Below are 21,524 nucleotides of genomic sequence, written 5' to 3' on the forward strand. Positions count from 1 at the left end.
CCGAATGCCCCACTGGGCGATGGTGATTGATCTCGATCGCTGCACCGGCTGCGAAGCCTGTGTGATCGCCTGTCATGCGGAAAACAACATCCCCATCGTCGGCGAAGAGCAATCGGCGAAGGGCCGACAGGTGAACTGGATTCGGGTGGAGCGTTACTGGGAAGGCGAATATCCCAACGTGCGGGCGCGTTTCATCCCGGTGCTGTGTCAACACTGCGACGCGGCGCCGTGCGAACCGGTCTGCCCGGTCTATGCGACGTATCACAATCCCGAGGGCCTCAACGCCCAGGTCTACAATCGCTGTATCGGCACGCGCTTTTGCGCCAACAACTGTCCCTACTCGGTGCGCTACTTCAACTGGTTTGATCCGCGGTGGGACACCCCCCTCGACGAGCAACTCAATCCCGACGTCGCCATCCGCAGCAAGGGGATCATCGAAAAGTGTAGCTTTTGCATTCAACGGATTCATCGCGCGCGACAACGGGCGCGGGAGGAAAACCGCGCGATTCGGGACGGAGAGGTGCAGCCGGCCTGCGCTCAATCCTGTCCCGCCGAAGCGATGGTCTTTGGCGATCTCGACGACCCGGAGAGTCGTGTATCGCGCCTGGCGGCCAGTCGGCGGGCCTTCCATCTGCTCGGTGAGCTGGGAACGAAACCGCGCGTGATTTACCTCAAGGAGGACGAGTGGAATGAACCACCGGCTGAGTGACGCCGAGATCAATCGCGACTTGCTTCGGCCACTGGTGGAGACGGGCCGGGGATTCTATCTGACGGCAACGCTTCTGGCCGGGCTCGTCCTCTACGGCGCTGCCGTGTGGGGCTATCAACTGTACACGGGCCTGGGCGTGGCCGGGATCAACCGGCCGGTTCAGTGGGGTTTTTACATCACCAATTTCGTCTTCTATATCGGCATCAGTCATGCGGGAACGCTCATTTCGGCGATTCTGCGGCTGTGCAATGCCGGGTGGCGCCACCCGGTGACGCGTTGTGCCGAAGCCATCACGGTTTTCGCCCTGATGGTCGGAGCCATGCATCCGCTCATTGATCTCGGTCGGGCGTGGAAATTTTACTGGGTGGCTCCCTATCCGAACGAGCGCGGTCTCTGGCCCAACTTTCGCAGCCCCTTGCTGTGGGACTTCATGGCGATCACGACGTACCTGACGGGCAGCCTTCTTTATCTTTACATCCCGATGATCCCCGACCTTGCTGTGGTGCGCGATAAAGTCGTCGGCTGGCGCAAACGCCTCTACACTCTGCTGGCGCTCGGCTGGCGAGGGACCGAGCGGCAGTGGCACCGACTGGAGAAAGCCATCACCGTCATGGCGATCATCATCATTCCCGTCGCCGTCTCCGTCCATACGGTCGTCTCGTTCGTCTTCGCCATGACCATTCAGCCGATGTGGCATAGCACGATCTTCGGCCCACTTTTTGTCGTCGGCGCGATTTTTTCGGGAATCGCGGCGTTGATCGTCGCCATGGTCATCCTGCGCAAGGTTCTCCACCTCGAACCCTATTTGCAGCCGCGTCATTTCAGTAATCTCGGCCTGCTGCTTCTGACCATGAGTTTGCTCTGGTTCTATTTCACGTTCGCCGAGTACTTGACCGTCTGGTACGGCAACATCAGCGAAGAGATGGAGAACTTTTGGTTCAAACTTCGCGGTCCGTTTGCTCCCTGGTTCTGGGCAATGGTGGTCACCAATTTTGTCATTCCCGTTCCCCTGCTGGCTTTCCGGAAAACGCGCACGATCACCGGATGCTTTATTGCCTCCGTATCGGTGCTTGTCGGAATGTGGCTGGAGCGGTTCGTCATCGTCGTGGGCTCGCTGTCGCGCCCCCGGATGGAGTTCGCCTGGGGCGATTACGCTCCAACGTGGGTGGAAATCTCGCTCTTCATCAGCAGCATCGCGTATTTCGCCTTGCTCTACGTCATCTTCACCAAGCTCTTTCCCATCGTCTCGATCTGGGAGTTCAAGGAAGGTCAACGCCTGGTTGAGCATCGCGTCATTCGACGCGTTCCCGCTGTGGCCGAAGCGGATTGAGCTGTAGGCCCGGGACCTTTGCCAGTCGAAACTGTTATATGCTCATGGAAATTGCCGATGTCACCCCCTGCATCGTTGCCGGTGCGAGGGGAGACAGGAGCCATCGTCAGGAAGCAAAGGACAAGGTCAACGCGGTAAACGAGAAATCCCTCCCCGAGCAGAGTGAGGACCTGCCGGGGGAAAAGATAATCGGGAGGGCGTGACATGGCGGGGGTTGTGTACGCTCTGCTCAATAATCCATCACAGGCAGAACGCGCCGTGGATCAACTTCTGGCCGCCGGGTTCGACCGCGAGTGGATCACGGTACGGTCCTCGGAACCTTTTCTCGAATGGAGGCTCCCTGTCGGCGGTGAGGAGCAAAAGACTCGAATCCCCTTCTTTGCCACTCTGGGAGGGCTTCTCGGTGGTGCCGTGGGGTTCTCGCTGGCGGCGTTCACCTCGATGACGATGAATCTTGTGACGGGAGCAATGCCGATCATCGCTCCAGGACCAACCGGTATCGTCACGTTCGAGCTGACAGCGCTCGGGGCGATCTTCGGAACCGTCATTTCGCTCATCGCCGAGACGGGATTGGGGCGTGGTCTCCGATCCCCGGACCTGGATGAACCGGACCTCGCCCGGGCCGTCGCCGATGGAGCTTTGCTGTTGAGCGCCCACTGCCCGAGCGAGAAGGAAGTCGCCCAGGCAGCGACCGTCCTGGAAGAGGCGGGAGCAGCCATTGTCAGGGTTCGATAGCAACCGAACTCTTTTTGCACTGATGACCGATCATCTTTGGGAACAAGGAGCGTGATATGAGGAAATCTCTCATGGGCCGACTTTTTATTCTCTGTCTCATCGTCATTTTCTTAAACATCGCGCTGGCCTTACGCGATCATATGCCATCGTCTCGCACGCTCACCGTGCGAAGGGCTTCCGGCGACGTGGTGGCCTCTCCCATCTCCTTCCGGAACGCGGCCGGTCAAGGAGCTGAAGGGTGGAAGCTTCCGGCCAATGCCAAAGAGACCAAAAATCCGATCAAGGCTACGCCGGAATCCGTCGCCAAAGGGAAAGAGCTGTACAAGACCAACTGCCAGATGTGCCACGGCGAGAAAGGTGATGGTCAGGGTCCAATGGCCGCGAACCTTCAGCAAAAACCGGGCAATTTCACCGACAAAAACCTCATGGGGAAATTCACCGACGGCGAACTGTTCTGGATGATCAGCAAAGGAAAGCTCCCGATGCCGGGATATGAAAAGACGCTTTCCAAGGAGAACATCTGGCACATTGTGAATTACATCCGAACGTTCGCCAAGTAGGATCGGGTTGTTCCGAAGCCGAGAGGCTTCACTTCGAGTGAGGTGGATGTTTCACGTCTCCCTACGGTCTGAAGGACGCTGGCGCCGCCTCATTTGACCATCGCACTATTTGCCGGGCACCTCTTCAATGCGCCGATCTTTATCGGCCCGCGTTCCGGACGTTGTACGTCTGGTTGTCTTCTGAAGGCCGGGTCTGCGGCCATGCTCAGAAGACGGCACCTTCACGACCGTGGGGGGAGGAGGTCTGCGGACCGACCTGAACCGGCCCCGATCGTCTTGAAGCGACCCCCGATCAGGGGCCGCTCCTAGAGAAGGCGGCGGTAAAGGTCGAGAGTGCGCTCGATCATTTGGTCTGCGGTGAACTCCTCGGCGACGCGCCGCTGAGCGGCCTCACCCAACCGATTTCGCCGATCGGGATCATCGAGCAGATGCGTGATCGCGCGGGCCAGGGCCACTGCGTCTCCCGGTGGGACGAGCAATCCCGTCACATTGTGCTGATTGACCCAGGAGACGCCGGTCGGTAGTGCCGTGCTCACGACGGGCTTGCCGCAAGCCATCGCTTCCAACTGAACCAGACCGAACATCTCGCTCCGGTGCGTTGAGGGCAAGACAAAAACGTCGCACGCGTGGTAGTAGGCGACGAGCATATCCGAACTGACTTCCCCCTGGAAACTCACTTTGTTTTCCAGCGAGAGTCGTCGAGCGAGTCGCCGAAGTTTCTTCTCCCACGGTCCTTCACCGACAATGAGCAGGTGACCGGCAACCTGCGTCATCGCCCGAATCAGCACTTCGACCCCTTTGTAGTAGACCAGCCGCCCGACGAAAAGGACGATCCGGTCGCCGAATCGCGCCCGGAGCCGTTCCACGCGGCGCTCCGTATCGGCTTCGCGGTGAAACTTCGAAATGTCCACCCCGAAAGGAATGACCACGCACTTTCGGTGCATCGAGCGAAGAACCGGACAACAGGCGAGATGGTGCGGTGTCGCAACGATGATTCTGTCGGCCCGCTCCAGTAACTGATGCACCGCCAGGCGATAGGCGGCGCCGAGGATTTTCTGGCGCACGACATCGCTGTGAAAGGTCACGACCAGTCGCCCCTTCGGCTTCACGAGAAGGTAGGAGATTGTCGCCAGGGGATTGGGCTCATGAAGATGGTAAATGTCAGCTTCCCACCGGGCGAGCGCTTGAGGGAAGCTCGGACAGATGGGGGTTGCTGCGAGCGTGCCCCAGCGGGCCACGCGCGTCACGGTCACGCCCTCGATGACGTCGGTCGTCGTTTCGGCTGCATCGTTGGCGACGAGCACGCGAAGGGAAATGTGCCGACTCAATCCCCGGCAGAGCGTGTGCAATACCGTCTCGATCCCACCGTAATGAGGAGGATAAAATTTTCCGACCTGAAGGACCTTCACATCACAGGCTGTGAAGCCGCTGATCCGTCCTGCTCTCGCCGTCACCTCTGCAGGCCCGTTCCGACCAGTTGCTCTTCCAGGTCTTCGCTGCGGACGACAGGCATCCCGCACGTGTAGTTCTCACACACATATACCGTGCATCCGCTCGGCTCGGAGGACGGGACTCGACCTCGAAGCAGAGGAATCACCTCCGGAGCGTGATCATCGTCGGGACGACCGACGACGATCACTTTGTTGGGGAGAAACCGCCGATGAATAACTCGCAGCATGGCTCGCGTCGGCTCGGCGTCCGGTTCCCCCACGAGCACGAATTCCTTCGACGGTGAGAGCAGGGCGTCGAGGACGCAAAGAAGATGGCCGAATCCACCGGGGAAACGGCTCATTCCCTCCCGCGCGAGGCGGAGAATCGTCGTCGTCTTCTCCCGGTACTCCTCACGATCCAGCAGTCGGCTGAGCCTCAAAAGGACATCCGCAGCGACGGAGTTTCCCGATGGTGTGGCGTTGTCGAAGAAATCCTTGAGACGAACGAGGACATCGGTATGGGCACTCGAGGTGTAGAAGAATCCGCCCAGCTGCGGATCCCAGAAACGCTCGATCATCTCCCGGGCGAGCGCATCTGCCTCTTTCAACCATCGGAGATCAAAATCCACTTCATACAGAGCGAGCAGTCCATCGCACAAACAGGCATAATCGTCGAGAAACGCAGGGATCTTCGCCACACCATCCGTGAAGCAATGGAGGAGTCCTTTTTCCTGACGGAGTCGGGACAGGAGGAACTCGGCATTCCGCCTGGCCACCTGGCGATACCCGTCGCTCTCCAGCACTGCCGCCGCTTCGGCAAAGGCGCGGAGCATGAGGCCATTCCAGGCCACGATGATTTTTTCGTCCCGATGGGGTGGAACGCGCTTTTGACGGGCGGCGAAAAGAATGCGTCGTCCTCTTTCGACGATTTCTTCGAGTTGCTCGACGGAAAGACCTTCGAGTCGGGCCACGATCTCCTTCTCTCGCGGGATGGAGAGAATGTTCTTGCCTTCGAAATTCCCCTGATCGGTCACGCCAAAGTAGCGGCAGACGATGTCACCCTCAGCATCTCCCAGAATGTTGAGGATTTCCTGCCGGGTCCAGACGAAATACTTCCCTTCCTCCCCTTCGCTATCGGCATCCTGAGTGGAATAAAACCCTCCGGAGGGATCGGTCATCTCCCGGATGACATAGTCGAGGGTCTCCTCGACGATGCGCCGATAGAGCGGGTTTCCCGTCGCTTGGTATGCCGCGAGATAGGCGCGGGCCAGAAGCGCGTTGTCATAGAGCATCTTCTCAAAATGGGGGACGAGCCAGCGGGCATCCGTGGCATAGCGGTGGAAGCCGCCGCCCAACTGATCATAAATGCCACCCCGTGCCATCTTCTGAAGCGTTCGTTCGACCATCTCACGGGCCTCATCGCGCCCCGTCCGGTGGAAATAGCGAAGGAGAAAATTCACCGCCATCGAGGGGGGAAATTTCGGGGCCCCGCCGAAACCTCCTTCGTCGGGATCAAACGTGCGGGAAAAATGAGCGAAGGCCAGGTCCATCAGGTCGGCCGTCGGCTCTTCGGGTGAGGGAGCGACATCGTGCAACCGTCGGAGATGCGCCATCAACTCGCGTCCCGCTTGCTGAACATCCTGACGACGCTCACGATAGGTGCGGGCGACGCCGACCAGCACGCGGGCAAATCCCGGCAGCCCATAACGATCTTCCGGCGGAAAATATGTCCCCCCGAAAAAAGGCACGCCATCGGGCGTGAGGAAAACGGTCATCGGCCATCCCCCGTGACCAGTCATCGCCTGAACCGCCGCCATATAGAGGGCATCGAGATCCGGCCTCTCTTCTCGATCCACTTTGATGTTGACAAACAGCTCGTTCATGAGCCGGGCGATCTCCTCATTCTCGAACGATTCCCGCTCCATGACATGGCACCAGTGACAGGCGGAGTAGCCGATGCTGAGAAGAATCGGTTTGTCTTCTCGACGGGCCCGCTCAAATGCTTCCTCGCACCAGGGGTACCAGTCAACAGGATTGTAGGCGTGTTGACGCAAATAGGGGCTCGTTTCCTTGATCAAGCGATTCGGCTGGCGCTGCTCAGTCATCACCCCTCCTCGTGCTTTCGATCACTTGAGTAAACCGGCTTCGGGCGGCGATTGTCGCCGTCAGGTTGCGTTCGAGGTGAACGCCTCCGCGAACTTCAAACATGTAAGCGCCCGGGTAGGGAATGCGCACAAGCGCATCAAGCAACTCCGTCCAGGGAATGCTCCCCTCGTAAGGAGGCAGGTGCTCGTCCTCCCGGCCGAAGTTATCGTGAATGTGAGTGGTCACAATCCGGTCGCCGAGCCTCCGCGCCACACTCGCCACGTCTCCCTCAATGTGGGCATGACCGGTGTCGAGGCAGAAGCGGATCTCCTCAAATTCATCCGCCAGTTGCGCCAGTTGATCGCTCGTCGAAAGAGTATTGGGAATATTCTCGACGGCTATCGTCACCCCCTGTGCTCCGGCCCGATCAATCAGCTCGCAGAGACTCCGCCTGGCCTGTTTCGCACTATCGCGCTGGTGGCGCTGACCGGTCGCTCCCAGATGAACGACGAGATAACGAAAGGGGATCATCTCCCGCAGCCGGAGAGCGGCGGCGATTTCGGCAATGCCCCGTCGGCGTTCCTCCTCGTCTGCGGAAGCAATGGAGAGGTACGCTCGCTCCCCCGATTCAAGCCGGACATAAAAGGGGGAATGAAGAGAGTTCAAGCGCAGGTGATGCCTCGTCAACCAGCCGACGATCGCCGCAACCTGCTCTTCGTCGTGGTGATCAAAGTGCTGACAGGAGCAGAAAATTTCCGTCGTCTCGAATCCCGCCAAGCGGATCCGCTCCAGATGTTCCGGCGTGAGTCGGTCCGAGAAGAAAATGTGCGTTGAGAGTCCAAATTCCACTTGTCGCCCTCCTATTCCCCGGTGAGCGCGCCGTCGCACTGCTCGAGAATGTCAAGAGCACGCGCCACGGCCCGATGCAGCGCCGGGAAGCGATTGACTTGCTCCAGCGCGACAAGTGCCCTCTGGAGCGCACGGCCAATATAGGGCACGTAGACGGAATTTCCCACCACCGTCGTTTGGTAGGCATACGTCCCGGTCGCTTTGAGCAGCCGCTGAACCGTCATGAGATCGAACTCCTGTTTGAACTCGCGCCGCCGGGAAGGGCGCGCCCATTCTCCCTCCCGATCGGCCTTCCTCTCGATGAAGTAAGCAAAGATCTCCTCGACCAGCTCCTGATCGAGCACGACATAGGGGTCGCCGAGCAGCGAGGCCAGATCATAGCTGGCCGGACCGAGACGAGCGTCCTGATGATCAATGATGTACTGCCGACCATTGCAGAGCATGAGATTGCGCGAATGAAAATCACGATGCGTGAGCACACGCGGCAGAGCGGCTAATGCGCGGGCGATCCCCTCGCACTCGGCGAGGACTTTTTCCTTCTCCCCCGGAGAGAGTGGGTCCCGGAGATAGGTCTCGAAAAAATGGGTGTAGAAGAAACGAAGTTCCCAGCCGAGCTTCTCCTCGTCAAAGGCCAATCTGGATGCGACCGATCCCCGGTCAAAAGCAAGCTGCGTGGCCTCCTGGATGCGGATGATCAGATCCACCGATTCTCGATAGGCTCGCAGCCGCTCGCCTGGCGTCGCGCGGGGCACCCAGTCCTGAAGGCGAAGATCGCCGAGGTCTTGAAGAAGCATCATCCCCAGCGACCCGTTCACGTCGAAGAGATCGGGGACGGGGAGGTTTGCCGCGAGGAATAAGGCCGTGACATCACAATAGGGATGGCTGGCTGGATCAAAAGGCTCTGCGTAGCGGGCAACGACGAAACTCGTTCCATCCGGGAGCCGGAGACGAAAATATCGTCGGGTGGATGCATCCCCGGCGAGCTTCTCGACGGCGATGTCTTCGGGATCGGTGCAGAAGAAATCTCCCGCATACTCCCGAATTACCTGCATCTCTTCCGACACCACGTGGACCTTTTCCTCACTCACGCCGGGAGTATAGCCGATCAGAAGTGATGCTGCAATCAAGGGATCGGAGAAGACCCCCGGGCGCTTCAAGAAGGTCGGCGATCGGTGAAGGTCGAGGCGTTTCAACCCGGATCGGCCGGAAAGCGGTGCGACGCGATTGCCGGCGCTTCCGATGCTTGCCTGGAGGAAAATCCCCGATGTTGCCTCTGGGCAGCGTCTCCTCGTAGAATCAGCCGGGCTTATGACGGCTCTTCTCATCACGGGAGCGCGGCAAGTGGTGACTCTGGCCGGTCCGGCACGTCCCCGCCGGGGACGAGAGATGAGCGAGCTGGGCATCATCGAAGACGGCGCTCTCCTGATCACCGACGAGGTTATCGCTGCGGTTGGCCCTCGCGCTCAAGTCGAAGCCCTCGCCCCGCCGGATGCGCAGAGAATTGATGCGGGCGGCGGAGTCGTGCTGCCGGGACTGGTGGATGCCCATACTCATCCGGTTTTCGCCGGCGACCGGGCCGATGAATTTGAACTCAGAACGATGGGGTTGGGTTATGAGGAGATTGCCCGGCGAGGCGGAGGCATTCTTACGACGGTGAGGAAAACCCGTCAGGCTTCAGAGGCCGAGTTGCTCGCCCTCGCGTCCCGCCGCCTGCAATGGTTCATCGAACACGGCACAACGACCATTGAAGCCAAAAGTGGCTACGGCCTGACCGTTGACGATGAGCTGAAGTTGCTCCGGGTGATTCGCCAGCTCAATCAGCGGGGGCCGCTCGAACTTGTCCCCACGGTGCTGGCGGCGCACGTCGTTCCGCCGGAGTACAGTCACGATCGCTCTCTGTACATCCGGCTCATCACCGAATCGCTTCTCCCGCAGGTGGCTGCCGAAGGTTTGGCCGAGTTTCACGACGTCTTTTGTGACCGGGGAGCCTTCACGCCGGCGGAAACACGGACACTGATGGCTGCTGCCGTCGAGCACGGACTCAAGCTCCGCATCCATGCCGAGCAATGGCATCGCACCGGAGCGAGTCGCCTGGCCGCCGAGTTTCGGGCGACGACTGCCGACCATCTGGAGAAAATCACCGACGAGGACATCCTCGCACTTGCTCGGTCGGGGACTATTGCCGTCCTCCTGCCGGGAGCCGTTTTCGCCCTGGGTGGCCACGATTATCCGCCGGCACGTAAGCTCATTGAGGCCGGTGTGCCCATCGTTGTGGCGACGGATTTTAATCCCGGAACGTCGCCCACACCGAACATGCAGATGGTCCTCACGCTCGCCTGCACGCAGATGCAGATGACGCCTGCCGAAGCGCTCACTGCCGCCACGATCAATGCTGCCTATAGCCTCGATCGAGGCCACCGCATCGGATCGCTGGAGGTCGGAAAGCAGGCGGATGTCGTGATCATGGACTGCTCGGACTATCGCCAGATTCCCTACTTCTTCGGCGTCAACCACGTCGCGCGGGTGATGAAACGAGGACGCCTCGTTCATCCCGCGCCGTGAGGCTTCACCACGTCAGCGATGCCGCTTCAAAAGGCGCGAGGCATCCTGGAAAGGGGTTTCACCCCAGTGCGAAGATTCGTAGTTAGAGGCCAACCGCGATGGGACAACTGAAGGTCGAAATTGAATTGGAAAACCCAACGGATCGGGAACTCTACCGTCTCCGCTACATCAAAAAAATCAGATCCGCTCGACCAAAGTCCATGCCCTGGTTGACGGCGGGTCGGCCATGCTGGTCCTTCCTCAGGATGTAGTGGAGGCCCTGGGTTCTGAACAGTTAGCAGGTAACGGAAGGCAATTTGCCTATGCCGACGAACGAAGAGAGGAGCGCCCGCTGGCGGGAGTCGTTACGGTCCGAACCGCGGGTCGCTCCACAAGCGTTACCTATGTCGTCGGACCCCCGGCGAGCGAACCTCTGATCGGGCAAATCGTGCTGGAAGCGCTCGACCTCCTTGTGGATTGCACACAGCAGAAAGTCGCGCCTGGACCGGAGAGTCCCTTCCTTTCGCTGTTCAAGCTTTGAGTAAGGGCGGAGTGCTCAGGAGGCTAGCCATCGCAGCGAGCTTCTCGCCCAATCTCGCCGTTGCAAGACCCCCAGACTGGAAAAGTTCGCGCTCCTTTCTTTGCTTCACCGCCCCGCGATGATATAGGTCACCCCGGCTTTGGGACGACGCACATCGGGCGGACCGTCACCGAAGGGAGATGTGACGACGAGATCGGGCTTGCCGTCCCCGTTGAAATTGCCCAGGGCGAGGGCGAAACCGATCTGGTCTCCCTTGTTCGACCCGTAGATGACGATGGGGGGCAACTGTTGAGCGAAGTCGAGGACCAGTCCGGTCGTTAAACTTCTCCCCCCGATAATGACATAGACTTCGCCCGCGCCATCTCGCTCATTATTCGGCCCATCGGCAGCCGGTGCGCTCACCAGGATATCGGCAATCCCATCTCCGTTGAAATCGCCGGCGGCCACGCGGAATCCCAGGCTGTCCCCCGCATCTGCGCCGAAGATGGTGATGTCCTGTTCCTGGCCTTTTTTGCCCAGATCACGAGTTCCTCGAAGTTTGTCGCTGCCGAAGATCACGTAGACTTCGCCGGCGCCGAAGCGATCCTGCGTGGGACCATTGCCGATGGTCGAGCCGATAATGATGTCGTCGAAGCGGTCGCCGTTGACATCACCGACGGTCAACGGGTTGCCGAGAAAGCTAAACACTGTTTTACCCTGAATAATGACATCAGGCTGCGGACCCACACGATTCTGCGAGCGCGTATCACGTATCTTATCGGGATTGGTTTTGCCGAAGACAACGTAGACCTGACCCCTGGACACTTCGCTCGTGGTGCTGAAGTTCGGCGCACCAATGACGATATCACCGATGCGATCGCCATTCATATCGCCGACGGCGACCGCCGTTCCCAAAGCTTCTCCCACCCGAGTCGTCAGTAGTCCGAAAAATGAGATCGGCGTGGCCTGCCCGTAGACGAGAATATCCACAGCCTGTGGGCCGGATGCGGGGGAGCTTCCGACATCTTTCACCGTCCCGCTCAGCAGCCCGGGCGTACCGAAGAAGACGTAGACTGCGCCGGCCTGGTCGCGTTTGCCATCGGGGCCGCTGACGCCGGGTGCGCCGACGACAATATCGGCCAGTCCGTCGCCGTTGACATCACCTGCAGCGACGGCGCTTCCGGCCTGATCGGGACTCTTCGCGTTCGGCAACCCGCCCCACCCATAGATCGTTACATCGGCTGATGAGCTACGCAGGTCCCGGACCGGAGCGCCGGCCAATGAAGAACCACCGAAGAAGACGTAGACCTCACCGACATTGGTTCGAGAATTGTCCGGACCATCCGCCTGGGGGGCCCCGATGATCAGATCGGGACGACCATCGCCGTTCACATCACCGGCGGCCAGGCTGAAACCGAACAGGTCTCCGGCATCAGCGCCGTAAAGAATCACATCGGGTTTGACGCCGGCGAGGTCCCGCACGCCACTACCGGGCTGATTGGGCCGGCTGAAGAGGACGAAGACGGCTCCGGCATTGGTTCGGCTGCCGTCCGGCCCACCGTTAAACGGAAAGCCGATGATGAGGTCCGACAACCCATCATTGTTCAGATCGGCCGCGATCGCATTGAGTTGACCCTCCATCGAGCCAGCTCCTGATACCCTCACGCCGTCGCCGAATCCCATGCCCACCATAGTGGCCACACCGGCATCGCTTCTCAAATCAATGCTCATCGAGCCTGACTGCGCCGCCGGCCCGGGAAGAGCGCTTCCCCCTCCAACCAGGAGAGCCAGACAGGTTATGAGTACGCGGCCGGCATCCCCTCGCCATACCGATTTGTGCAAGGAAAAGTTGCCTTTCATCATGGTGAACCCCCTTCCCTCAAACAGGTCGCGCAGGCAGGTGTGCCTGCGTCTGTCTGCGCGAACGATCAAAAGCTCGCAGATCGTGAACAATTTCCGAAATCGACGTCAGCCCTTGGCTGAGAAAGACCGTGAATCTTTGGTTGTCAGCTTCCGGGCATCGCTTAAGCGGCACGAACAACTCCTGCGTCGAGTTTTGGCCGGGCCTTCGCTTATTTCCATCGTTTTTCACGAGCCAGCGGCTACTTATATCAAACCCCTCAGGCATCGTCAAGAAGATTTTCCGGTGAGGTATTCCGGCAAACGGGAGAGGATTTCGTGAACGACTTCTTCCGGGCTTACCCTTCCGGCGTTGATCCGGATGTCGCTCAGGGCATAACTGGGAAGGCGGCGATGATAAAGGGCTTCGACCTGAGAGGGAGTACGAAACAAAGGGCGATCCGTCACTCCATCGAGTCGTGCGAGAATCACCGATAGGGGGCAATCGAGCCAGATGGAGACTCCATGTTGCCGGATGAGCCGACGATTCTCCTGCCCGACGAACGCGCCACCGCCGAGGGCGACCACAATGTTGGTCCGGCGAACGATCTCTTTGAGCGTCTCCGTCTCCATCTGGCGAAAGGCGGCCTCGCCCGCCCGTTCAAAAATATCGGGAATTGTTGTTCCTGCTCGCCGGGAAATTTCGTCGTCGAGGTCCACAAACTCAAAGCCGAGCTTTTCCGCCAGAAGACGGCCCACGGTCGTCTTTCCCGATCCCATGAAGCCGACCAGAAAAATACGCATCATCGTTCAACGACGTGATCGAGCACGGAGAAGAACCCGGGGAATGAGACGGCCACACACTCGCTGTCTCGGATGACGGTCTCGCCCTCGGCCAGGAGTCCAGCAATGGCAAAGGCCATGGCGATGCGATGATCGCCCGCGGGGTCAATTTCCGCTCCCCGGAGTTTCTGATCGCCGGGGATGATCATCCCGTCGTCTTGCTCGCTGACGTGCGCTCCCATCCGCCGGAGATTGGTAACGATTGTGCGGATGCGATCGCTTTCTTTAGCTCTCAACTCATGGGCATCGCGGATAATCACCCCGTGACGCGTTTGCGTCGCTAAAACAGCGAGGATGGGAATTTCGTCAATCAGGATGGGGATGCGTCGCCCCGCGACAAGATATGGTTCGGAACGCTGCCGAAGACTCTCCCTCTCCGACCGAACAATGACATCGGCCACGCGCTCGCCGTGAACAATACTCTCCCGGACAAGGTCAAGCGTTACGCCCAACTCTTTTAACGCATCGAAAAATCCCGTGCGCGTCGGATTGACGAGCATCCGCCGCACAACCAGTTCCGATCCCCTGAGGGCGGCAGCCGCCGCAATGAAAAACGCCGCCGCCGAAGGGTCGCCGCTGATCTCGTAGGATTGGGGAATTAGCCCGGATCGTCCAACAACCGAGGTCTTCCCCTCGTCGGTGGTCACGTCAGCGCCGAATTCCTTGAGCATAATTTCCGTGTGGTTTCGGCTCGCCACGGGTTCGGAAACGATGGTCACTCCTGGGGCGTAAAGTCCGGCCAGCAGGATGGCTGATTTGACCTGGGCGCTCGGAATCGGCAGGTGGTAGCTGATGGGGCGCAATTCGCCTCCGCGAATCGTCAGGGGAGCGAACCGATCCTCGCAGGCCGTAATCGTGGCTCCCATCAGACGCAAGGGGTGAACGATGCGATCCATGGGCCGCCGTCGCAGCGACGCATCACCGGTGATCGTGGCGGCAAAAGGCTGCCCGGCAAGAATTCCCGACAGCATCCGAATGGTTGATCCCGAATTGCCGGCATCGAGCACTCCTTCCGGGGGCCGAAATCCATAAAGCCCTCTCCCGGCGATCTCCACAAGGGAACCCTTCTCGGTCTGCCACTGACCAACGGCAATACCGAGCGCCCGAAGGCACTGGAGCGTGCGTTGGCAATCCTCACAGGGAGAAAAGTTGGTGACCTGCGATGTCCCATCGGCCAACGCCGCGATCATCGCCGCTCGATGCGAGAGCGATTTATCGCCGGGTGGAACGATCTCACCGCGGATACGCCGAGCGGGGTTGATGACCGTGCTTGACATCGCCAGCCGCCTTATGTTACACAAGACCCTCCGATTGCGCTAGAGAGGCAAGTGCCTGATTGAGTCATGACGTGGTCGTACCGGAACACGCGCCAGAGGAAGCGAGATCAACTTATACGGGTGATGCATCCGGATTCAATCACGCCCCTGCCTCTAACTCCGCCGAGTCGAGTGGGCCAATAATGCGACGCCAACGATGTGTGGTCGGGCTGACCATCGCCAGTGACCTCAGTTACGTCGAAGTCGCCGAGCAGGTCACAGCCATCCTTGCTCATCAGGTGGGATTCGACGATGATGCGGCGATGTGGATCAGCATGGCCATCCGCGAGGCCGTCATCAACGCCATCCGCCACGGAAATAAGGAAGACCGATCCAAATGCGTGGACATCCAGTACATGATCAACCACGACAGCCTCTCGGTTCGGGTCAGCGATCGAGGTGAAGGCTTCGATCCGACGACTGCTCCTAACCCCCTCGATCCGGAAAACATTCTCAAGCCGAGCGGTCGCGGCATCTTTTATATGAAGGCGTTTATGGACGAAGTCGAGTATTCCCCGCGACCGGGCGGCGGCACGGTCGTGCGATTAACCAAGAAGAAGATGAGGCAGGCGGAACCGAAGAATGTTCACCATTAGCCAGCGCGACATCGGTGACGTGACGATCCTCGACCTGTCCGGCCGGCTGACCATCGCCGAGGGAACGCTCCCCTTCCGCGATGCCCTCCGTTCCCTCACCGACCGGGACCGACGGAAAATCATCCTGAATTTCGCCAACGTCACTCATATAGACAGCTCGGGCATCGGCGAGCTTATCAGTGCTTATACAACGCTCAGTAATCGTGAGGGCAAACTGAAACTCCTTAACCTTCCCCCCTCCATCGAAGATGTCCTGAGAATCACGAAACTTCTCACCATCTTCGAGGTCTTCGATGATGAATTCCGCGCTGTGGGAAGTTTTTCCTGAAAAAGAACCCGATCGCCCTAGCGGGCAAAGACTTCATCCACCACTACTTCGAATCCCCCCAGCAGGTGAGACCGGGCTTTCTCGCCCGGACCGGCTTTGACCAGCAGGGTGTAGGCGCCCTCTTGAAGGGTGTAGACTTCGATGGTCTCAACCTCTGGATCTACCAACCAGTACTCGCTGATGCCGGCGCGGGCATATTCCACAAATTTGTCGTCCCGGTCAATGCGGCGTGTGCCCGGCGAGATTACCTCTGCTACCAAGTCCGGGGGACCAAAGACCTGCTCGCTGATACGGTCAGCATGGGCGTGAGAGACAAAAAGAATGTCCGGCTCGCGGATTTTGTCTTGCCAGAGCCGCACCGGCAGAGGTGCGAATCGAACAATGCCGAGATTATGAGTCTCGACGAAGGAAACCAACAATCTGTACAATCGGCCAACAACGCGCTGATGGGTTTCGGTTGGGTGGGGAGGCATAATAAGCTCTCCATCGGAGAGTTCGATAAGTCGGTTGGTATCCGGCAAACTAAAATAGTCGGCTTCAGTCCACTCTCTCTGCAGGGGCCACAATTGAGCAATCTCGGTGACCAGTCGAGGTTGAATTTCCTTGAGAACGTCCTCCGAGGCCATAACTGTGTCTCCCCCATGAGATGCAATTAGATTCAAATCATAGCACGGTCAAACGAAGGGAACAACGCACCTCCGAGCCAGAGAGGCAGTAAGAAATCGTTAGACCGAGCTCCCCTCCTGGTGCGACGACAGCAACGCCCCATTCGGGACGACTGAAGCGCAGGACCGAGGGGTTGACAACACTTCGAAAGTTAATGTGATCCTGCTCGCCCGGAGAGTGTATCGAAAGAGGGCAGAGAGAAAGTTACCGAGATGACGATCCGGCCGATAGATCCACCAGCCACGGGAGTCTGACCAAATCAGAACGAGATCAAACTTATCTTGTTTTTAGCCCAAGGGCAGAAGTAAAATCTCCCCTCCAGCGAACGAAATCCTCCCTCAGAAAGAGGCTGAGGATAAGGACATCTCGGAGGCCAGTGCATGTGATCACTGCGTTGGGGACGTGTTCTAGAAGGAACGAGAGACTTCTTTCCGCCAGCAGCGCCGAAGGGGGATTGGACGCCCTCATCATCCGCGTGATCTAGGTGAGAATCGGCTGGATCTTTTTCAGACGGTCGGGGAGCGACCCAAGAGATCGGGAATGTTCACTCTTATGACCGAAGGCGCAGGGTGAGGTGAGTCCCTCAAGGAGCACCGATGCTGCACTGAAACCAATGAGAATCAAGCCGCCGATGAGCGTGATGAGGCTGACAAGCCATGTCCTCTGAGAGGGGGGAGAGACATGATGGCAAGGCGTGCAGTGATGGATGAGCCTCTGGCGAAGTTGATTCGTGCGTTGCTCGAAGGTGAGGCCGAGATATTGAATTCGTATTCGAGACCTGTGGCCAAGGCACTCGGCTTCCTGGCCGATCATTTTCACCAGGCCGTCACGATGCAAGACGTGGCCTCCCAGGCATTGGTGAGCCGATCTCAGCTCTATCGGCTCTTCCGCCAGGAGATAGGCTTAAGCCCCCTGCAGGTGCTGATGGCGCTGCGAGTGGAAAAGGCCAAGTCCCTGCTTTCGAGACGGCGCTTCAATGTGACCGAGGTCTGCTGGGCTGTTGGGTTTGCCGATTTGCGTTCCTTTGAGCGAGCGTTCAAGCGATGGGTCGGCTGCACGCCCAAAGCCTATCGGAAGAACGTGCTGTCTGAGCCCGTGCCCGCGGAGCCAGAAGGGCGCCGGCGGCCCCCATGAGACAAAATGACGGAAAAATGAGACAATTTGCCGCAAAAATGAGACAAAATGACGAGACAGCAAAAGAGTGGTTGTATATAATGGCCGCGAAAGATCGTTCAAAAACGGGAGGCCAAAATGAGAGAAAAAATTCCATTCTTTATGCGAAACTCAATAATTCGAGCAGCATTAAAGGGAAAACTGTTGCTTGTATGCGCTTTTTCATTGATAGCGATAGCCTATTCCGCACAGCAACTGGCAATAGATCGAGTTTTCGCAACGTGCCAGGAGGGTTACTGTGGTGATCGTAGAATCTGCTGCCAATACCAAGTTGATTGTCCTATAGGCTGCACCTGCGTGACGATATATCCAGAGTGCATGCAGGGCAGGCCACATATTTGCCAGGATAATACTATCATTCCCTGAGAGGAAAAATCGGGTGATGGAATCGTCGCTCGACAGGCGTAAGGGAAGGGGAAGTGTGGTTGGAGGACACAGCCGAAGTGTTCTTATGATTTTTGGGTTCTTGTTGATTTGCTCTGCAACGCTTAACTTTTTGACCGGGGCAAAACTTCAGCGAGTCAATAACGTTCTGCGGCTCATGAGGTCGGAGGCTCGACTCGCCGCTGGAGCAGCCCTCCCGCCAGTTACGGCCAGGAACGTGAGTGGACATCTTGTAACGATCAGCTATGACCAAAGCGACCTTCCCACAGTACTGTATATTTTTTCGCCACTCTGTGGTTGGTGCACAAAGAACACGGCAAACATAAAAGCCTTGGCAGATCAAGCTGACAAGTTCCGCCTCATTGCTTTATCGTTGTCGCCTGCCAACCTCCGAGAGTACGTGCTCCAACACTCCCTTAATTTTCCCGTCTACGAGGTTTCTGCCGATACGGCACTGACGTACAGACTTGGGACAACACCTCAAACAATAGTTGTGTCGCCTGAAGGACAAGTGCTAAGAATCTGGGATGGCGCGTATGAGGGAGAACTTAAGCGGGAAATAGAGAATTACTTGAAAGTTCGTCTGCCAGGGATTGCTCAAGGAGCAACCCTTTTGCGGTAATTGTGCCTCGAGGAGAATAAGTTTACGCACTTCGGCGCAAAGGCTCACGGCTGCTTGTCTGTGGACAACATGGCGATTATCTCAGGGACTAGCAGGTAAGTGAATCGCTGAAGGAATGGACCGCGTCTGCGATCTTTCAACGATAGTTGCTAATGAGGGAGGCTTACATCTATGCTACGGATGGTCCTTGTTCTGATTTTTGTTGGAATCCTCTGGGTGACCGTTGGTCGAGACCCCAGGCTGGTGGAGAGGCAAAAGCAACGGGCGTCGCAGGGCAAGCCTGCTCACTCTGTTGTTGGCGATCCGCAGCCCCAGGTAGCGGTTGATATTCAGGGCGTAATTGAGGAGGCGCGCGCAGCCCCACCCGAGTTTGCAGCAGACGCCCTCATTCGTATCGCTCAGTCAACAAAGATCACAGATCAGGATCAGAAGCGTGAACTCCTGGAAGAAGCTTTTCATGTCGCGTCAGGCGCTCAACATGAGATGGCGCGATCCGCCGCGTCGGGCGGTGTCGTTGATACGCGGTCGGGCTACCTTGCCAACGCCTTCAGACACCAGCTTGATGCTCTCTCGCTCCGCTGTCGTGCAGTAAGAGCTTTGCTCTCGGTGGATAAGCAGATGGCCCGTACACTCTTCAGTCAGATTCCCAAGCCCTCGCCTAAGCCTCTCACGTGCGAGGATGCCCTTGTCTATGACCTCTCTTCTTTTTATGCTACTCTCCACCAGGTTCTGAAAGAAGGCTTCAGCCAAAAGGACATAGCCGAGGGCCGTGTGGCCGAGCTTTTGGAGCCCTACGTGAGAGGAATAACGTCGCCCGTTGAAGTCGGACCAGTGGCCGAGGCGATCCTCGCTGTGGACCTACCACCTTCTCAACTGAACCTGCTGGTCCAAACGTTGAGTATGGCCTTGAAGAAACTTCCCCCTGACGATCGGTCTTTTTCCTACTCACTGGCGAGGTATCCTGTGGTCCAGATTGTTGATCAGCTTGCGCTCACGTGCAAGGAGAAAGGTATTTCCAATGACGAGTTACTCGAAGCGTTCCGCACTTATCTTGTCAATCAGCTTAGCAGCAGCCGGTGTGCTGATACAAAGATGGAAATGCGCTCGGAAACGGCGCTACCGGCGGTCGTTGAATACTTCAATACTGCTCTGATGGGGAAGGCATTCCCCGGACAAAAGAAGATGTGGTTGATTTCGCCGGATGAGATAAAGCCGTCCAAAATTGGGGGCTCTGCCAAAATAGAGCCCTACTGGCGGTCATCCAAAGCAAAAGACCTTCTCACGAGATTGCAGAAGCTGCGGTTTAATCCGAAGGCGCGAGAGTACACCCTCGGTGAAAAGAAAGAACCCGATTGGCAGCGGGGCCTCATCGAGCTGATGAACGATCTGGAAGCATGGAGCGCGAGAGAAGAAAAGTCCGAAGCCGATTACTTCCACCAGAAGTGCGTTTTGTTGACCAGATTGTTGGAGCTTCTGCCGGCGGACGATTCCATGCGTGAGGGGATACTCAGTAGCTTTGTGGCTTTTTTGAGCGATTCTCCGACATACCGAGAGAGTCGGATCGAGTGGTTTCAGCATGTCCATGATCTTATTCGGTGGGCCCGGTCCCGTCAGGACACCGAGCGCGTCAAGGTGCTGAAGCTACTCCGCGATTCAGGAAACAGTGTGCTCGTTCTCTATGCCCATTTAGAGGAACTCATTCCGGAGAGGCAATAAGAATGACGGACTCCTGACCCCCGGTCAGACGGATGATCCGACTCAGACATGAAAGAAGTCCACTTCGCCTTTGCGATGACAAGAGGTGACTTCTTCCTGAGGAGGAAGTTGGTCACCACGCGGTGACGTCGTCCAGAAACCACGAAAACTCCATTCCCCATCGGGGTGAGAAAGCGCCAGCCGATGGAGTATCCGCTGGAACCTTTCATCCGTTGGCAGCGTTCCCGTTCGTCGGCGTGGCCGGCAGGCTTTTTTCGGGAGAGGAGAAAAGAAGCCACAAATTACAGTCATTGTCCCCGAAATTGAAACATTCAGTGGGGGCTATGCCACCCGTGGCTCTTTTCGGAGGAAGCTGCACGTTAACCCGGGACCGACGGAGAAAGGAGGGCGCCGGCGACCCCATGCGAGAAAATGACGGAAAAATGAGACAATTTGCCGCAAAAATCGGACAAAATGACGAGACAGCAAAAGAGTGGTTGTATATAATGGCCGCGACAGATCGTTCAAAAACGGGAGGCCAAAATGCGTTGCGCTTGCCTTTGGATCCTCACGCTCAGCATTTTCATGAGCGGGGTTGGGAGATCAGGGCTTTCTCAGACCCCGCAGGAAAGAGTAACTCTTAAAGACCCAACGACAATCTACCCTCTAAATCAACCTCTCGGACAGCTCAAGTGGGACAAGAACGGTGGGTGCACGGTACAATCTTTCTATCTTTCGCTGAGCGCACTCGCTCCACAGCCGGAGCAAGGATGCGAGTGTAATCCGTTCTGCTGCGCGACGGGGCCAATCTTTTGGAACCATTACTGTGATTCTGGCGTCGGATGTGTGGGCGTCCCATGGCCTTCTCATGGGTGCGTCCCGACCCGATGTGGTTGCCATCTGCCGTGTGGGCGTGAGCAGTGCTACCGCATCTGATTAAAACGGTTTCAATTCGTTGGAGGGCGTTATGCGGGCCAAAAAGATATTCATTGCTTTGTCGTTTGTCGGGCTCGGAGTTGTGCTCGGAGCCCCCCGTCACAGTCTTGTGATCTCAGCCGAAGAACAGATTCGGACTCCGCAGGCGACGGTTGGGATCGTTGGGAATATGGTTTTCCTGGTCCATCAGGTGGAACCGGGATCGCCGGCGGAACAGGCGGGGCTGCGGCCCGGAGACTCATCAAGAGCATCAACGGACGACAGGTCAACTCCATGGAAGATCTCCGGCAGATTGCCGAGGCAGCCCCCGGGCACTCCATGGAGATCGTCTACATGCGGTACAACCCGACAACCTCTCAGCCTGAAG

At 57.9% G+C, this 21,524-nt stretch carries 20 protein-coding genes; 12 read left to right on the forward strand and 8 right to left on the reverse strand.

What is annotated here, in order from left to right; genetic code table 11:
* The first annotated feature begins 4 nt into the window (after positions 1–4).
* From VNM72_06515 to VNM72_06535, 5 genes are read left to right on the forward strand one after another with little or no spacing between them, the layout of a single operon-like run.
* Positions 5–709, forward strand: a complete 705-nt coding sequence (locus tag VNM72_06515) for a 4Fe-4S dicluster domain-containing protein (GenBank protein ID HXF05053.1) — start codon at positions 5–7, stop codon at positions 707–709.
* Complete coding sequence (gene nrfD / locus VNM72_06520; GenBank protein ID HXF05054.1) at positions 690–2,039, forward strand: NrfD/PsrC family molybdoenzyme membrane anchor subunit; 1,350 nt, start codon at positions 690–692, stop codon at positions 2,037–2,039. The genes VNM72_06515 and nrfD overlap by 20 nt, the downstream gene beginning before the upstream one ends.
* A 38-nt stretch (positions 2,040–2,077) precedes the next feature.
* Positions 2,078–2,242 (forward strand): hypothetical protein, encoded by a 165-nt coding sequence (locus VNM72_06525; GenBank protein HXF05055.1) that lies wholly within the window; start codon positions 2,078–2,080, stop codon positions 2,240–2,242.
* Between the two features lies 1 nt (position 2,243).
* Entirely contained in the window at positions 2,244–2,774 is a 531-nt protein-coding gene (locus VNM72_06530; protein HXF05056.1) for a quinol:electron acceptor oxidoreductase subunit ActD, read from the forward strand.
* A gap of 56 nt (positions 2,775–2,830) precedes the next feature.
* On the forward strand, positions 2,831–3,334 hold the full coding sequence (locus tag VNM72_06535) for a c-type cytochrome (GenBank protein HXF05057.1): 504 nt from the start codon (positions 2,831–2,833) through the stop codon (positions 3,332–3,334).
* Positions 3,335–3,639: 305 nt separating this feature from the next.
* Here the strand turns inward: VNM72_06535 and VNM72_06540 are convergent, their stop codons facing one another.
* From VNM72_06540 to VNM72_06555, 4 genes are read right to left on the reverse strand one after another with little or no spacing between them, the layout of a single operon-like run.
* A complete protein-coding gene (locus VNM72_06540) occupies positions 3,640–4,788 on the reverse strand; it encodes a glycosyltransferase (protein HXF05058.1) in 1,149 nt (382 codons plus the stop codon).
* Complete coding sequence (locus tag VNM72_06545) at positions 4,785–6,869, reverse strand: thioredoxin domain-containing protein (protein HXF05059.1); 2,085 nt, start codon at positions 6,867–6,869, stop codon at positions 4,785–4,787. The genes VNM72_06540 and VNM72_06545 overlap by 4 nt, the downstream gene beginning before the upstream one ends.
* Positions 6,862–7,698, reverse strand: coding sequence for a sugar phosphate isomerase/epimerase family protein (locus tag VNM72_06550; protein HXF05060.1), 837 nt, complete (start codon positions 7,696–7,698; stop codon positions 6,862–6,864). The genes VNM72_06545 and VNM72_06550 overlap by 8 nt, the downstream gene beginning before the upstream one ends.
* A gap of 11 nt (positions 7,699–7,709) precedes the next feature.
* A complete protein-coding gene (locus tag VNM72_06555; protein ID HXF05061.1) occupies positions 7,710–8,891 on the reverse strand; it encodes a phosphotransferase in 1,182 nt (393 codons plus the stop codon).
* Positions 8,892–9,006: 115 nt separating this feature from the next.
* On the opposite strand from VNM72_06555, the gene hutI reads away from it, so the two are divergent.
* Together hutI and VNM72_06565 are read left to right on the forward strand one after the other, a co-directional pair.
* Positions 9,007–10,260, forward strand: coding sequence for an imidazolonepropionase (gene hutI / locus VNM72_06560; protein ID HXF05062.1), 1,254 nt, complete (start codon positions 9,007–9,009; stop codon positions 10,258–10,260).
* 226 nt (positions 10,261–10,486) lie between these two features.
* On the forward strand, positions 10,487–10,780 hold the full coding sequence (locus VNM72_06565; protein HXF05063.1) for a hypothetical protein: 294 nt from the start codon (positions 10,487–10,489) through the stop codon (positions 10,778–10,780).
* 105 nt (positions 10,781–10,885) lie between these two features.
* On the opposite strand, the gene VNM72_06570 is transcribed toward VNM72_06565, so the two are convergent.
* The 3 genes from VNM72_06570 to aroA all read right to left on the reverse strand — a co-directional run bounded on the left by VNM72_06570 (position 10,886) and on the right by aroA (position 14,718).
* A complete protein-coding gene (locus VNM72_06570; protein ID HXF05064.1) occupies positions 10,886–12,490 on the reverse strand; it encodes a hypothetical protein in 1,605 nt (534 codons plus the stop codon).
* A gap of 399 nt (positions 12,491–12,889) precedes the next feature.
* Complete coding sequence (locus tag VNM72_06575) at positions 12,890–13,405, reverse strand: shikimate kinase (GenBank protein HXF05065.1); 516 nt, start codon at positions 13,403–13,405, stop codon at positions 12,890–12,892.
* On the reverse strand, positions 13,402–14,718 hold the full coding sequence (aroA, locus tag VNM72_06580) for a 3-phosphoshikimate 1-carboxyvinyltransferase (protein HXF05066.1): 1,317 nt from the start codon (positions 14,716–14,718) through the stop codon (positions 13,402–13,404). Before aroA ends, VNM72_06575 begins: the two co-directional genes overlap by 4 nt.
* Positions 14,719–14,900: 182 nt before the next feature.
* On the opposite strand from aroA, the gene VNM72_06585 reads away from it, so the two are divergent.
* The gene (locus VNM72_06585) at positions 14,901–15,353 is read left to right on the forward strand and encodes an ATP-binding protein (GenBank protein HXF05067.1); all 453 of its coding nucleotides are present in this window, start codon (positions 14,901–14,903) and stop codon (positions 15,351–15,353) included.
* A complete protein-coding gene (locus tag VNM72_06590; GenBank protein HXF05068.1) occupies positions 15,340–15,681 on the forward strand; it encodes an STAS domain-containing protein in 342 nt (113 codons plus the stop codon). The genes VNM72_06585 and VNM72_06590 overlap by 14 nt, the downstream gene beginning before the upstream one ends.
* A gap of 17 nt (positions 15,682–15,698) precedes the next feature.
* On the opposite strand, the gene VNM72_06595 is transcribed toward VNM72_06590, so the two are convergent.
* Positions 15,699–16,307 (reverse strand): Uma2 family endonuclease, encoded by a 609-nt coding sequence (locus VNM72_06595; GenBank protein HXF05069.1) that lies wholly within the window; start codon positions 16,305–16,307, stop codon positions 15,699–15,701.
* A 721-nt stretch (positions 16,308–17,028) separates the two neighbouring features.
* Between VNM72_06595 and VNM72_06600 the strand changes: the two genes are divergently transcribed.
* The 3 genes from VNM72_06600 (at position 17,029) to VNM72_06610 (ending at position 20,242) form a co-directional block, all read left to right on the forward strand.
* Complete coding sequence (locus tag VNM72_06600; protein ID HXF05070.1) at positions 17,029–17,481, forward strand: helix-turn-helix transcriptional regulator; 453 nt, start codon at positions 17,029–17,031, stop codon at positions 17,479–17,481.
* The gene (locus VNM72_06605; GenBank protein HXF05071.1) at positions 17,478–17,765 is read left to right on the forward strand and encodes a hypothetical protein; all 288 of its coding nucleotides are present in this window, start codon (positions 17,478–17,480) and stop codon (positions 17,763–17,765) included. The genes VNM72_06600 and VNM72_06605 overlap by 4 nt, the downstream gene beginning before the upstream one ends.
* A 932-nt stretch (positions 17,766–18,697) precedes the next feature.
* Positions 18,698–20,242, forward strand: a complete 1,545-nt coding sequence (locus VNM72_06610; protein HXF05072.1) for a hypothetical protein — start codon at positions 18,698–18,700, stop codon at positions 20,240–20,242.
* Positions 20,243–21,524: the final 1,282 nt, after the last annotated feature.

Source organism: Blastocatellia bacterium (assembly GCA_035573895.1).
Lineage (GTDB): Bacteria > Acidobacteriota > Blastocatellia > HR10 > HR10 > DATLZR01.

What these genes read in the sequence shown, in the direction of transcription:
- VNM72_06535 (HXF05057.1), top strand. Translation starts at nt 2,831, where the DNA reads ATGAGGAAATCTCTCATGGGCCGACTTTTTATTCTCTGTCTCATCGTC.
- VNM72_06575 (HXF05065.1), bottom strand. Translation starts at nt 13,405, where the DNA reads ATGATGCGTATTTTTCTGGTCGGCTTCATGGGATCGGGAAAGACGACC.
- VNM72_06585 (HXF05067.1), top strand. Translation starts at nt 14,901, where the DNA reads ATGCGACGCCAACGATGTGTGGTCGGGCTGACCATCGCCAGTGACCTC.
- VNM72_06570 (HXF05064.1), bottom strand. Translation starts at nt 12,490, where the DNA reads ATGAGCATTGATTTGAGAAGCGATGCCGGTGTGGCCACTATGGTGGGC.
- VNM72_06565 (HXF05063.1), top strand. Translation starts at nt 10,487, where the DNA reads ATGCTGGTCCTTCCTCAGGATGTAGTGGAGGCCCTGGGTTCTGAACAG.
- VNM72_06525 (HXF05055.1), top strand. Translation starts at nt 2,078, where the DNA reads ATGCTCATGGAAATTGCCGATGTCACCCCCTGCATCGTTGCCGGTGCG.
- VNM72_06530 (HXF05056.1), top strand. Translation starts at nt 2,244, where the DNA reads ATGGCGGGGGTTGTGTACGCTCTGCTCAATAATCCATCACAGGCAGAA.
- VNM72_06595 (HXF05069.1), bottom strand. Translation starts at nt 16,307, where the DNA reads ATGGCCTCGGAGGACGTTCTCAAGGAAATTCAACCTCGACTGGTCACC.
- VNM72_06605 (HXF05071.1), top strand. Translation starts at nt 17,478, where the DNA reads ATGAGACAAAATGACGGAAAAATGAGACAATTTGCCGCAAAAATGAGA.
- VNM72_06545 (HXF05059.1), bottom strand. Translation starts at nt 6,869, where the DNA reads ATGACTGAGCAGCGCCAGCCGAATCGCTTGATCAAGGAAACGAGCCCC.
- VNM72_06590 (HXF05068.1), top strand. Translation starts at nt 15,340, where the DNA reads ATGTTCACCATTAGCCAGCGCGACATCGGTGACGTGACGATCCTCGAC.
- aroA (HXF05066.1), bottom strand. Translation starts at nt 14,718, where the DNA reads ATGTCAAGCACGGTCATCAACCCCGCTCGGCGTATCCGCGGTGAGATC.
- hutI (HXF05062.1), top strand. Translation starts at nt 9,007, where the DNA reads ATGACGGCTCTTCTCATCACGGGAGCGCGGCAAGTGGTGACTCTGGCC.
- VNM72_06600 (HXF05070.1), top strand. Translation starts at nt 17,029, where the DNA reads ATGATGGCAAGGCGTGCAGTGATGGATGAGCCTCTGGCGAAGTTGATT.
- VNM72_06515 (HXF05053.1), top strand. Translation starts at nt 5, where the DNA reads ATGCCCCACTGGGCGATGGTGATTGATCTCGATCGCTGCACCGGCTGC.
- nrfD (HXF05054.1), top strand. Translation starts at nt 690, where the DNA reads ATGAACCACCGGCTGAGTGACGCCGAGATCAATCGCGACTTGCTTCGG.
- VNM72_06610 (HXF05072.1), top strand. Translation starts at nt 18,698, where the DNA reads ATGCTACGGATGGTCCTTGTTCTGATTTTTGTTGGAATCCTCTGGGTG.